General features: G+C 61.6%; 11 protein-coding genes. 3 read left to right on the top strand and 8 right to left on the bottom strand.

The features are described 5' to 3' along the window. Positions 1-6 precede the first annotated feature (6 nt). From LDN82_RS01560 to LDN82_RS01525, 8 genes are all read right to left on the bottom strand, one after another. Entirely contained in the window at positions 7-1,554 is a 1,548-nt protein-coding gene (locus LDN82_RS01560) for an ABC transporter substrate-binding protein (protein ID WP_224166114.1), read from the bottom strand. Between the two features lie 131 nt (positions 1,555-1,685). Further along, positions 1,686-2,726 (bottom strand): NAD(P)-dependent alcohol dehydrogenase, encoded by a 1,041-nt coding sequence (locus tag LDN82_RS01555; RefSeq protein WP_224166113.1) that lies wholly within the window; start codon positions 2,724-2,726, stop codon positions 1,686-1,688. A 39-nt stretch (positions 2,727-2,765) separates the two neighbouring features. Then, the gene (locus LDN82_RS01550) at positions 2,766-4,280 is read right to left on the bottom strand and encodes a CoA-acylating methylmalonate-semialdehyde dehydrogenase (RefSeq protein WP_224166112.1); all 1,515 of its coding nucleotides are present in this window, start codon (positions 4,278-4,280) and stop codon (positions 2,766-2,768) included. Positions 4,281-4,325: 45 nt separating this feature from the next. Continuing rightward, complete coding sequence (locus tag LDN82_RS01545; protein WP_224166111.1) at positions 4,326-5,309, bottom strand: D-2-hydroxyacid dehydrogenase; 984 nt, start codon at positions 5,307-5,309, stop codon at positions 4,326-4,328. Beyond that, positions 5,306-6,424 (bottom strand): tartrate dehydrogenase, encoded by a 1,119-nt coding sequence (locus LDN82_RS01540; protein WP_224166110.1) that lies wholly within the window; start codon positions 6,422-6,424, stop codon positions 5,306-5,308. The genes LDN82_RS01545 and LDN82_RS01540 overlap by 4 nt, the downstream gene beginning before the upstream one ends. After that, entirely contained in the window at positions 6,421-7,971 is a 1,551-nt protein-coding gene (locus LDN82_RS01535; RefSeq protein ID WP_224166109.1) for an aldehyde dehydrogenase family protein, read from the bottom strand. Before LDN82_RS01535 ends, LDN82_RS01540 begins: the two co-directional genes overlap by 4 nt. Before the next feature lie 33 nt (positions 7,972-8,004). Beyond that, positions 8,005-9,282 (bottom strand): FAD-binding oxidoreductase, encoded by a 1,278-nt coding sequence (locus tag LDN82_RS01530; RefSeq protein ID WP_224166108.1) that lies wholly within the window; start codon positions 9,280-9,282, stop codon positions 8,005-8,007. A 27-nt stretch (positions 9,283-9,309) separates the two neighbouring features. Beyond that, positions 9,310-9,984, bottom strand: a complete 675-nt coding sequence (locus LDN82_RS01525) for a haloacid dehalogenase type II (protein ID WP_224094853.1) — start codon at positions 9,982-9,984, stop codon at positions 9,310-9,312. A 337-nt stretch (positions 9,985-10,321) separates the two neighbouring features. Between LDN82_RS01525 and LDN82_RS01520 the strand changes: the two genes are divergently transcribed. From LDN82_RS01520 to LDN82_RS01510, 3 genes are read left to right on the top strand one after another with little or no spacing between them, the layout of a single operon-like run. Beyond that, entirely contained in the window at positions 10,322-11,248 is a 927-nt protein-coding gene (locus LDN82_RS01520) for an ABC transporter substrate-binding protein (protein ID WP_224094852.1), read from the top strand. Between the two features lie 49 nt (positions 11,249-11,297). Then, positions 11,298-12,194, top strand: a complete 897-nt coding sequence (locus LDN82_RS01515; RefSeq protein ID WP_224094851.1) for an amino acid ABC transporter permease — start codon at positions 11,298-11,300, stop codon at positions 12,192-12,194. Further along, positions 12,191-12,958, top strand: coding sequence for an amino acid ABC transporter ATP-binding protein (locus tag LDN82_RS01510; RefSeq protein WP_224094850.1), 768 nt, complete (start codon positions 12,191-12,193; stop codon positions 12,956-12,958). Before LDN82_RS01515 ends, LDN82_RS01510 begins: the two co-directional genes overlap by 4 nt. The last annotated feature ends 2 nt before the right edge of the window (positions 12,959-12,960 follow it).

Here is a 12,960-nt window from a genome sequence, read left to right as displayed (position 1 = left end):
TCGCTGCTAGGAGCCGGACTTTGCGGTCTGGGCTGTCAGGACGTAACGGGACAGCGGGTCCTGAACGTAGGAGAGGACGTTGCTGCGGATAGCATCAGTTGCTTGTTCGTTCACCAGCCAGAGGTTCACGGCCTGGTCATCCAGGATCTGGCCGGCCTTGGCATACAGCTTGTAGCGTTCCTCGGTGTTGGACGTCCGGGCCGCTTCGGCAATGGTGGAGTCGTACTCCTCGTTGCAGAAGTGGCTGAGGTTGTAGCTGCCCTTGCACGTGTAATCCGCGGTGAGGAAGCCGATCGGATCTGCGATATCTATCAGCCGGTTTCGTTGGCTGAGGATCATGTCATAGTTGCCGGCCAGAACATCAGGCTCAGCGGAGGCGTATTCCTTGGCCTGGATAGTGACTGGGACACCAATGCTCTTCAGGTTGTCCTGAATCACGGTGGCGACGTCGGCGAATTCCGACCGTTCGACGATGGCAATGATCTCCAAGGGCCTGTCCGCGCTGTATCCAGCATCGGCGAGGAGCTTCTTTGCTTCCTCAATGTTCTGCTTCGGCGCGCTTGCTTTGCCTGTTGCCCACGGTTCGGAGGGTGCGAATGGTCCCGCTGCCGGGAGGGCTGCGCCCTCGTAGACGCTGGCCGCCAGGGCATCAAGATCCAGCGCAGACCGCAGGGCCTTGCGGAAGTCGACGTTGTTGAAGGGAGCACGTCCGTTGTTCATGTAGAGCGTCGCCGTGCGGGGTGAGTTGGCTTTGAGAACAGAAACCTCGGGCGCGTTCTTAAGCGTGGAGAGGCCCGAGGCAGGGATGGAAAGGGAGATGTCAGCTTCCCCGGTTTGGACCTGGGCTGCGCGGGTCGCGCCGTTGGTGATGAAGCGGACTTCGGCTCCAGCGAGTTGCACCTCGCCGCCCCAGTAGTTCTTGTTGCGGTCCAGCGTCAGGGACTGCTTGGCCTTCTCGGACACGGGAACGAACGGCCCGGTGCAGTGACCGAAGGGGTCCACGGTGGTGCCCTGGTAAGCAGCCGGCGACAGGATGCCGGTGTTGACGCTGGCAAGCCGGTACGGCACCAGCGGGCTCTCCGCAGGAGTTGTCACACGAACTGTTTTGGCATCCATGGCCTGGACACCGCTGACAATGCCCGGGTTGAATGCCCGGGCAGGGACCTTGGCCTTGAGAACGGCGTTAAGGGCCTCAGCCACCGACTCGGCAGTGAGGTCGGTTCCGTCCTGGAACTTAACGCCCTGGCGAAGGGTGAAGTCCCACTCAAGGGGTGAGACCTGCTTCCATTCGGTTGCAAGGAACGGAACCACTTTGCCCTCGGCGGAGTCGTACTTGGTCAGCGTCTCCAGGCACCCGGACAGCGACAGGATGTACGCGGAGTCGGATTCCAGCGCCCAGTTGGCAACGGGTGCACGGAAGTTGTCCACCACAATGCGCTGGTTGGTATCCGCGATCTTCCCGGCGGTACCCGTCTGGGCCCCGCTCAGGCCACAACCCGTTAGGGCAAGGAGGGCCGCAAGACCAAGGGCTGCGAATGGGCTGAGTTTGCGCAATGGAACCGCCTGATAAGTGTGCCCGGGGAAGCACAGAGGAAATTGAAGACTATTTAGGTTAGCCTTACCTCTTTATTTCCGCGAAATGGCGTTCTTGGCGTCCGTAATAATTTGCCCTTCAGCAGGGTGCCTCAGAACGTTGTGGCGTCGATGACGAAGCGATAGCGGACATCGCTGGCGAGTACGCGTTCGAATGCTTCGTTGATCTGGTTTGCGTGTATGACTTCCACGTCTGCTCCGAGGCCGTGGGCGGCGCAGAAGTCCAGCATTTCCTGTGTTTGGCGGATTCCGCCCATTCTTGAGCCGCTGAGGTTGCGTCGGAATTCCACCAGAGACCACGCGCGCTGGTTTGGGGGTTTGGAGGGCAGGCCCACGAGGACCATGGTGCCGTCCAAGGCAAGCAAGGACAGATACGCATCCACGTCGATGTCCGCGGAGACGGTGTTGATGATCAGGTCCAGCTGGCCCTTCAGGTATTCGAAGGTGGCGGGTTCAGATGTTGCGTAGTAGCTGGTGGCGCCGAGCCTGACGGCGTCCTCCTGCTTCTTCAGCGATTGGCTGAGTACCGTGACTTCGGCTCCCAAGGCCGCGGCGATCTTCACCCCCATATGGCCCAGACCGCCCATACCTATGATGGCCACGCGCTTGCCTGGCCCGGCTTTCCAGTTACGCAGCGGCGCATACATGGTGATTCCCGCACACAACAGCGGGGCCGCGTCCTGGAGAGGCAGGCCATCGGGAATCCGGAGGACGTAGTTCTCATCCACGACGATTCCTGTGCTGTAACCACCCGCGGTGGGCTGTCCGTCACGGCCGAAAGAGTTGTAGGTGCTCGTGGCACCTTGCAGGCAGTACTGCTCCTCCCCTGCCCGGCAATTGACGCATTCCCTGCAGGAATCAACGAAACAGCCCACCCCCACCCGGTCCCCTACGGCATGGCGGGTGACTTTTGGACCGACGGCTTCCACCACTCCGACGATCTCGTGGCCCACCACCAGGGGGTAGTTGCTGGCCCAGTCTCCGCGCGCGGCGTGGATGTCGGAGTGGCAGATTCCGGTGTACTTGATGGAAATCAGCACATCGAAATCGCCCGGATCGCGCCGCTTCACAGTGCCAGGGGTGAGTGCCGAGGCAGCAGACGAGGCCACATAGGCCTTCACGGTAGTAGGCATGTCATCCTTCTTTCGGCAGTTGGCCCCGGAACGCGGCTGTTAGTTGGAGGGGAAGTTGTAGGAGGCGCCGGAGGCGTGGGTGGGTTCGGGCCAGCGGGAGGTGATGACTTTGCCGCGGGTGTAGAAGGAGACGCCTTCGGGGCCGTAGATGTGCTTGTCGCCGAAGAGGGAGTTCTTCCAGCCGCCGAAGGAGTGGTAGGCCACCGGGACGGGCAGGGGCACGTTGATGCCCACCATCCCGACCGTGACCGAGCGCTGGAACTTGCGGGCGTTCGCGCCTGAGGAGGTGAAGATCGCGGTGCCGTTGCCGTACGGGTTGGCGTTGATCAGCGCGATGCCTTCCTCGAGGTCGGCGACGCGGACCACCACGAGCACGGGTCCGAAGATTTCCTCGGTGTAGGCGGTCATTTCGGTCTTGACGTGGTCGATCACGGTGGGGCCGACCCAGAACCCGTCTTCGTGGCCGGGGACCACCAGGTCACGGCCGTCCACCACCATCGCCGCACCGGCGGTTTCTGCTTCGGTGACGATCCTGAGGATGCGTTCCTTGGAAGCGGGGGTGATGACCGGGCCCATCTCCGCGCCGGGTTCGGTACCGTTGCCGACCTTCACCGCCAACGCACGTTCCTGGACCTTCTTCACCAGCAAATCCGCAGCGTCCCCCACAGCCACGGCGACGGAGATCGCCATGCACCGCTCCCCCGCGGAACCGAAAGCGGCAGCCGCGAGGTGGTCCGCTGCGTTGTCCAGGTCCGCGTCGGGCATCACGATGGCGTGGTTCTTCGCCCCGCCCAGGGCCTGGACCCTTTTGCCGTGCTTGGTGGCGGTCTCATGGACGTACTGGGCGATCGGGGTCGAACCCACAAAGGAGATGCCGTCCACGTCCGGGTGGGTCAGCAGGCCGTCTACGGTTTCCTTGCCGCCGTGCAGGACCTGGAACACCCCATCGGGCAGGCCGGCCTGTTTCCACAGGCTCGCGAGCAGCATCGGAGCGGACGGGTCCCGCTCGGAGGGTTTGAGGATGAACGCGTTGCCGGTGGCGATGGCCATCGGGGCCATCCACAGCGGCACCATCACGGGGAAGTTGAACGGCGTAATCCCTGCAACCACACCCAGGGGTTCGCGGAAGGAGAAGACATCGATTCCGGTGGAGACCTGGTCCGAGTAATCACCCTTGAGCAGCTGCGGGATGCCACAGGCGAACTCGATCACTTCCAGGCCGCGGCCGATCTCACCCTTCGCATCGGAGATCACCTTCCCGTGCTCGGCCGTGATCAACTCAGCAAGCTCATCCACGTGCGCGGCGACGAGTTCACGGAACTTGAACAACACGCCCGTGCGCTTCGCCAGCGAAATATCCCCCCAGGACTCCGCTGCCTTCTTCGCAGCAGCCACCGCAGTGTTCAGGTCAGCCTCGTTCGCCAGGCGCAACTCAGCCGTGACCTGCCCGGTCGCCGGGTTGAACACCGGCCTGGTCTGTTCCCCCTCACCTGTGGACTCGGCGCCGTTGATGAAGTGGTTGATTTGGGTGAGCGTCGTCGTTGAGGTGCTCATGGCAAAGTTCCTTAGGAAAATAAAGCTGGGTGGCGGGAAACAGGATCAGGACACCGGGACGAAACCAAGGTTTTTGTCCACGATGTTCAGCAGGGGTTTGCCTTGACTGAAGAGTCGCAGGTTGTCCACGAACAATTGCCCCAGGTCATCGAGGTAGTCCTCGGTGTCGCCGCTCATGTGGGGTGTGATGATGACGTTGTCCATGCTCCATAAAGGATGCCCGGCGGGAAGCGGTTCGGGATGGACTACGTCCAGTGCTGCACCGGCAATGGATCCGGAGGCCAGGGCTTCCACCAGCGCGTCGGTCCCAACCAGTTCCCCCCGGCCCACGTTGATGAGGTGCGCGGTGGATTTCATGGCGGAAAGGACGTCAGCGCCCACGAGTCCCTTGGTGTCCCCGGTCAGTGGCGCTGCCAGGACGAGGTAGTCGACGTCGCCGACGATCCCGGCGAGGTCCCGGGATGAATGGATGTGGTCGAACAGTTCATCTCCCGGACGGCTGCTTCGCCCGGCGCCGCTGACGTGCAGGCCCACTGCACGGAAAAGGGACGCAATTTCCCGCCCGATGGAACCGGTGCCCACCACCAGGGCGCGTTGACCCTGGATCTTACGGGTGACCCTGTGCTGCCAGCGCTGCTGCTGCTGAAGCTTGAACGAGCCCTGCGAGTCTTTGGCAAGGTCCAGGACGAAACCCAGCGTGAATTCGGCAATTGCACGGCTCAGGACTCCACGGGAATTCGTGTAGACCACGTCGCTCTGGATGAGCTCGTCGAACAGGAGTTGGCTAACGCCCGCTGCCGTTACATGGACCCACTTCAGCGATGACGCTGCGTCCCAGTTCTCCCGCAAGGCAGGGGAAAAGGAATGCCACTGGTACAGGACATCCGCACCGTCCATCGCTTCAGCCAGTCCCTCTGCCTTGGTCAGCCGGACCTCGGCCAGGGCTTCGATCTCCTCCAACCGGGGCGGCAAAGCCTCCCGATACAGTGCCGTGACAACAGGCCTCTTGCGTCCAGGGGTAACCGTCATGACGACGCCGGTGCTCCTGCGGGCTTGGTCGCCGCACTGGCCTCGATCGAGCCAGCCACATCAATCACATCGATAGCGGCCAAAACAGCGGCGGTGAATTCCGACGTCGACGACGGGCCTCCCACGTCGCGGGTCCCGAGGCCCTCGCGCAACACTGCCTCGAATGCCTGCTGCAGGTGCTCAGCGGCTTCCGGGTGGCCCAGGTGCTGCAGCATCATCGCGCCGGACCACATCTGGCCCACCGGGTTTGCCAGTCCCTTCCCTGCGATGTCCGGAGCAGATCCGTGCACCGGCTCAAAGAGGGATGGGAAATCACCGTCGGGATTCAGGTTCGCGCTGGGAGCCACACCGATGGAACCGGTGACCGAGCTGCCCAGGTCCGAGAGGATGTCGCCCAGCAGGTTGGAGGCGACAATGACGTCCAGGGTCCAGGGTTTGAGGACCAGGTGCGCAGCCAAGGCGTCCACCAGTTCGCTGGTGAGCGTTACGTCAGGGTAGAGGCGGGTGGTTTCTTCCACTACCTCGTCCCAGAACGGCATGGTGTGGATGATGCCGTTGCTCTTGGTGGCCGAAGTCAGGTGGCCCCTGCGGGAGGACGCGAGCGAGGCGGCGTAGTGCGCTGCCCGGGACACTCCCAGGCGGGTGAAGATGGTTTCCTGGACAGCGGTTTCGTGGGGCAGCCCGCGGTACATGCGCCCACCGACCTCCGAGTATTCCCCCTCATTGTTTTCACGCACGATGAGGATATCGATCGGTTCCTTGTTCGCCAGGGGCGACTTCACGCCGTCGAGCGTTTTTACCGGCCGCAGGTTGATGTACTGCTGGAATTCGCGGCGGATGGGAATCAGCAACCCCCACAGCGATTCAGCATCGGAGACCTCCGGGGAGCCCACGGCACCCAGGAAAATGGCGTCATGCTGAGCGAGCTGGTCCAGGCCGTCCACCGGCATCATGCGGCCGTGCTGGGCGTAGTAGTCAGATCCCCAGTCGAAGTGCGTGAATTTCAGGTTGATGGAGTGGATCTCAGCGATTCGCTCAAGGGTTTCGATGGCCGCAGGGACGACTTCCTTGCCGATACCGTCGCCGGCGATGACCGCGATTTTGTGGGTAGTCATGATGCGTTCCGTTCTGAGGTGCCCGTCAGCTGCTGCCAGCGGGTGGCGGGCTCCGCCAGTTTGATAATGGTGCTCTTGGGCTCTGTCATTTCGCGGACTGCGTGCTTGACGCCTTCACGGCCAACCCCGGACTTCTTGAAACCGCCAAAGGGCATGGAATCGATCCGGACGTCGCTTGTCTCGTTGATGACCACCGCCCCGACATGCAGCTTGTCGGCAATTGCCAGTGCCAGGTCAATGGATTCTGTGAAGACACCAGCCTGGAGCCCGTATTCGGAGGCATTGGCCGCATGGATGGCGTCGGAGATCTGGATGAAGGGCGTGATGCTGACCACGGGGCCAAACACTTCCTCAATGATGACGCGGGCGTCTGCCGGCACATCGGTGAGAACGGTCGGCTGGTAGAAGGCGCCGTGGCGCTGACCGCCCACACGGACAGTGGCGCCGGCCGCTTTGGCCTCCTCCACCCATGCCTCAACCCGCCGGGCCTCCGCTTCGCTGATGAGCGGGCCGACATCGGTGCTGCGGTCCATCTTTGCTCCGACGCGGAGCGCGCTGGTCCCCGTGAGTACCTTTTCAAGGACTTCGTCGAACAGCGAAATGTGGACGTAAACGCGCTGGACCGACAGGCAGTTCTGGCCGGCCACACCGAATGCCCCGGCGACGATCGCCTCAGCAGCAGCTGCCGGTTCAGCATCGGCGCAGACGATCGTAGCGTTGTTGCCGCCCAGTTCCGAAAGGATCTTCTTTGCTCCCGCGGCGCCAGCAATGCGGTCGGCCGTGGCCGGCCCGCCGGTGAAAGAGATGAGGTCCACCTGGGGGTCGGTCACGATCGCTTCGGACACCCCGGGTCCCGACACGATCGCGGCGACGCGACCTGTCGGAACACCGGCCTCAAGCAACAGCTGAACGAAAGCCAGCCCGGTCAGCGGCGTGCGGCCTGAGGGTTTAAGTACGACGCCGTTGCCTCCGATCAGCGCCGGGCCCAGCTTGTGTGCCACAAGGTTCAGCGGATCGTTGAAGGGCGTAATGGCAGCGATGATGCCAACAGGCTTGCGGCTGTACCAGCCGATCTTGTTGGCTCCCGCCATGCTGTCCTCAAAGCCGAGAGTTTCCCCCACGAGTTCGCTCGACGCTGCCGCCGAAAGCCGCAACGTCTCGATGCACCGGCGCACTTCACGCTCGGCCTCGTTGATGGTCTTGCTGCTCTCGGCGGCAATGATCTCCGAAAACCGTACCGACTGCTCAGCCAGGAGCACTGCAGCCCGTTCCAGGGCCTCGCGGCGTTCCCGGAGAGGCCATTCATCGTCCAGGAGGTGGCGGTGAATGTGGGCAATCGCCCGGCGGACATCCTGCGGGGTTGAAGAACACACAGTGCCCAACAGCACGCCGTCTTCAGGGTCCCGTACTTCCAGGATCCTGTCTGCGGTCTCCCAAAGGCCTTCGAGGAACGCGCCTCCGGGAAGCGCCGCAACGCTTGCCCGCCTGTAGGCCGTTTCCTCAGCTGTTTTTAGGCGCGCTCCAGCGACGGTTGTTGATGAACTCATGGGAACCTTTACCTTGCCTGGCTAGCGGAATGTCTACTTGATACGGTCGATGATCTTCGCGGCTCCGCCAATGAACGGCAGGAACCATGGCGGGCCGAAGTGGCCCGGAACCGGCGGGTTCTTCAGGTCTTCCCACACATTTGCCGACTTGTCGCCGGCCATGTAGTGGGCCATCCGCTTACCCATGTGGGCCGCCATTTGAACGCCATGGCCGCTGTAGCAGAGGGAGTAGAACAGGCCGTCATGCTGGCCGGCATGGACCATCTGGTCCATGGATAGATCCACCAGACCGCCCCAGATGTAGTCCACCTTGGCCTTGGAGAGGTACGGGAAGAGCTCAGTCATGGCCTTGTGCAGGATTTCGGCGCTCTTGACGTCCGAATCCGGGCTGGACAAAGCGAACCGGGCCCGGCCACCGAACAGCAGCCTGTTGTCCGGCGTGATCCGGAAGTAGTACGTCAGCATCTTGCTGTCAGAGGCCTGGCGCCTGTTCGGCAGGATGCGGTTCACCACTTCTTCGGACAGAGGCTCCGTGCAGATGATGAAACTGCCAACCGGGATCACGCGGCGCTGCAGCCACGGGGTGATGTTGCCGGTGTAGCCGCTGGTGGCGACCAGGACCTGCTTGGCCCGGGTAATGCCACGGGTGGTGTGGACATCGTGCACTGTGCCCGAGACCTTGTTCAGCTCGGTGACCGATGCGTTCTCGCAAATGACTGCGCCGTTGTCGATTGCCACCTTTGCCAGGCCGTGCACGAACTTCCCTACGTGAAGACCGGCACCCAGCGGATCCATCATGGCACCTTGGTAGAAGTCCGTGCCGATTTCGCTGTGGATCTCTGACTTGGGGATGACCTTTACGTGGTGATCGACCAGGTTTGCCAGCAGCTCCTGGGACTTCAGGAAGCCATCGTAGTGGGACTTGTGGAACGCCAGGGAGAGCTTGCCGAAACGCTTGAAATCGCAGTCGATGCCGTTGTCGTGCACCAGCTTCTCGATGGTTTCGATGGCATCGTTGTATTCGCGGAACATCTCAACTGCACGGGGAGCTCCGTAGCGCTTGACTGCCGTGCTGAAGCCAATGGCCAAACCGGTCGTAGCCATTCCCCCGTTACGGCCTGAAGCGCCCCAGCCAACAGTGTGGCGTTCGAAAACGGCCACACTGGCGCCCTGCTTGGCGAATTCAAGGGCTGCTGACAGCCCGGTAAAGCCGGCACCGATAATCGCAACATCAACGTTCTCCGGGACCGGAGTGCGGCGGTAATCGCCGGAAGGCTCTGCAGTATCGAGCCAGTAGGGAACAAGTTTCACGGTATGACCTTTCGCTTCGAAGCCGGTTTAGAGACCGAGGTGCTTGTTGATCTCGTCCAGGGACTTAACCGTGGTGAGGTCGTAGCCCCCGCCAATGGGGTCGTAGCCACGGTCCAGCATCCAGAGGTTACGGAAGCCCATGTCATGCATCGGATGCATGTCGTACCGGGTGTGCGAGGAGACGTGCAGGAAGTCCTCCGGCTTGGCGTTCAGGGTATCGAGCATGTACTCGAAAGCCTGGTAGCGCGGCTTGTAGGCCTGTGCCTGCTCGGCAGTCAGGACCGCGTGGAACTCTGCACCCAGCTTCGGGATGCTGATATCCAGGAAACTGTCGTCCGCGTTGGACAACGCCACCAACTGGTAGTTGTCGCCCATGAGCTTCAGCGGGGCCGGCACATCCTCGTGCGCAACCCAACCGCGGACGGCGTCAGCGAACGCTGCGCCGGCACCTTCGGTGGGCCCAATGCCCCAGCGCTTGCACACCCGGTCAAAGGAATCCTGCAGGATCGCCTCATACGGCTTGTAGTCCCCCAGGACCTCGTCGAAGCGGTAGCCACGGAACTGCTTCTTGAACGTAGGCCACTGCTCTTCGGAGATGCGTCCATCGAGCAGCCGCCGGGTGGTGGGATCGATGTCGAAGTTGATCAGCGTGCCGTAGACATCGAAGGAGATGTACTTCGGCCGGAAGTTGGTCTCTGCCATGGGGTTTCCGTTCTTTTCGGGAGATGGAAGGGGGCTTGCCCCGTGTGTGTGGAGGTATCGAAAGAGGCGAGCTGAACCGCGAAATCGTGCCTGGCGGGCTGGAAGGTTCGTGCCCGATGATTCGACTCTAGGCCGCCAAATTGTAAATTGTCAACAGTTTCTAGTGCCGTAATTAGAACCATTCTCACAGAGAGGAAGCTTGAAAAAACTTTCTGTCAATTGTTGACAATCTACTGTTGAGGGGGTTGCATTGCATTAGATGACGGAGAGATCCGGATCACATTGCAACCTAGAACTTCTCCCTCCCCAGTGACCGACTCCCTCGAAGGGAAGCACCATGAAGATTCGTAACAAGGCCCAGACTGCAGCCGCAGGACTTGCCGTACTACTCGCCCTGAGCGCCTGTGGTGGAACAGCCAACAGCAGCGATTCCCCGGACGCGAGCAAGACCACGAACACTACAGACATCTCCGAGGGCGTCCAGCCCGACGAAAAGGCCGTAAGCCTCCTGCCGGCGTCCTATAAGGACAAGGGTGAACTGACGGTCGCCATGGACCTGCACTACCCGCCGACGACGTTCCTCGCTGAAGACAACTCGACACCGATCGGCCTGAACCCGGACATTGCCCGCCTGGTGGCAAAGAAGCTCGGCCTGAAGCTGAAGTTCCAGGACACCAAGTTCGACACGATCGTCCCCGGCCTGGACGGCGGGCGCTACGACTTCACCGCCACCACCATGTCCAAGACCGCTGAGCGGTTGAAGGTCCTGGACATGATCGACTACTTCAAAGCCGGCAACTCAGTGGCCGTGGCCGCAGGCAACCCGCTGAAGCTCAGCAACGAGACACTGTGCGGTAAGAACATTGCCGTTACCCAGGGCTCGACGGGCCAGCTCAAGCGACTCCCGGCCCTCTCGGAGCAGACCTGCACTTCCAAGGGACAGCCCGCGATCAACGCCGTGACCCTGCCCAACGTCCAGGAAGCCCTGACGCAGCTGGCATCCAAGCGGATCGACGGCATCCTCTACGACACAACCTCCCTCGCCTGGGCCGAGAAGCAGCAGCCCAAATCGTTCACAATCCTGACCCCCCAGATCAACGTCGGATCCAGCGACCTCACCGCAATCGGTGTCAAAAAGGGATCTGCCCTGACTCCCGCCCTCCAGGCCGCCATCCAGTCGGTCCTGAACAGCCCGGAATACAAGAAGTCCCTCTCCACCTGGGGCCTCGATGCCGGAGCCATCACGGATGCGAAACTCAACTAGGAGAGGTGCTCCCATGGTGCAAACCATCAGTAACGGAAGCAAACCGACAATGAACGGAATTGATCCGGCACTCAAGCCCCGCCTTCGCCGCAGAAGCACTTTTGAATACGTCGCCTGGGTGGTTTCCATCCTGTTTGGCGCGGGCATCCTCTTCTCGGTCTCCACCAACCCCAACTTCAAGTGGGACGTGGTGGCCAAGTATTTCACCCACGAATCGATCCTCCGCGGGCTGATGCTCACCATCTTCCTTACGCTCGCAAGCATGGCCCTGGGTACCCTCCTGGGCCTGGTCATTGCGATTATGAGGTCCTCGAGCGTCAAGCCGATCGCGGCCACAGCAGGGGCGTTCATCACCCTGTTCCGCGGTACCCCGGTCCTGGTCCAGCTGATCTTCTGGTTCAACATCTCCGCCCTGTACCCGAACCTCACCATCGGGATCCCGTTTACCGACATCGGCACCGCAATCGACACGAATGCACTCATGGGTCCGATCACCGCAGCCTTGGTCGGTTTGACGTTGAATGAAGCCGCGTACATGGCAGAAATCATCCGCGGAGGGTTCTCCTCGGTGGGCAAGGGACAAATTGAAGCCGCGGACTCCCTGGGAATGAGCGCCTCTACGAAGATGCGCAAGATCATCATTCCCCAGGCCATGCCATCGATCATTCCGGCCACCGGCAACCAGGTCATTGGAATGTTCAAGGAAACATCCCTGGTCAGTGTCCTGGGTGTTGCGGAACTTCTGCAGAGCGCCCAGCTCATCTACGCACGTACTTACGAGACCATCCCGCTGCTGATCGTGGCGAGCCTGTGGTACCTGGTGATGACGCTGCTGCTGAGCTACCCGCAGTCCAAGCTCGAACAGAAGTACTCCCACACCTCCGCCCGGGTACCCCGCAAGTCCAAGAAAGTCACCCTGACCGCACCGGAAGGCATCGCACGATGAGCACCGACGGCACAATCCACGCCCGCCGAATTCGTAAGTCCTTTGGGCACAAGACCGTTCTCCACGATATCGACCTCGATATCGCCAGCGGTGAAATCTGCTGCATCATCGGACCCAGCGGCTCCGGAAAGTCCACGCTGTTGCGCTGCATCAACGGCCTGGAGACTGTGGACTCCGGAATCCTGAAAGTCAACGGCGACGATTTCGGGTACTACGAGACCGACCACGCCTACCACGCGCTGCCCCCTAAGAAGCTTGCCCAGCAACGTACACGGGTAGGCATGGTCTTCCAGCAGTTCAACCTGTTCCCGAACATGACTGCCCGCGAGAATGTCATGTCCGGTCCGGTCCTGGTCAAGGGTGCCGACAAGAAGGAATCCTCCAAGCGCGCCCAGGAACTGCTCACCAGCGTGGGCCTCGGCGCTTTCGGTGACCGCTACCCGGCCGAGCTTTCCGGCGGGCAGCAGCAGCGGGTCGCCATCGCCCGGTCTTTGGCCATGGATCCGGAAATCATCCTGTTCGACGAACCCACCAGCGCCCTTGACCCCGAAAAGGTAGGGGAAGTCCTCGGTGTCATGCAGGACCTCGCCAAGAAGGGCATGACCATGGTGGTAGTCACCCACGAGATGGGCTTCGCCCGCGAAGTGGCCGATTCCCTGATCTTCATGGATGAGGGCTACGTGGTGGAACGTGGAGATGCCCGGGAGATCCTGAAGAACCCCAAGGAAGCACGCACCCAGGCCTTCCTGAAGCAGGTGCTGTAAGC

The sequence above is a fragment of the Arthrobacter sp. StoSoilA2 genome (assembly GCF_019977195.1).
Lineage (GTDB): Bacteria > Actinomycetota > Actinomycetes > Actinomycetales > Micrococcaceae > Arthrobacter.
Note: the sequence above shows the minus strand (reverse complement) of the source record. Positions and strands in the feature narration are given on the sequence as shown.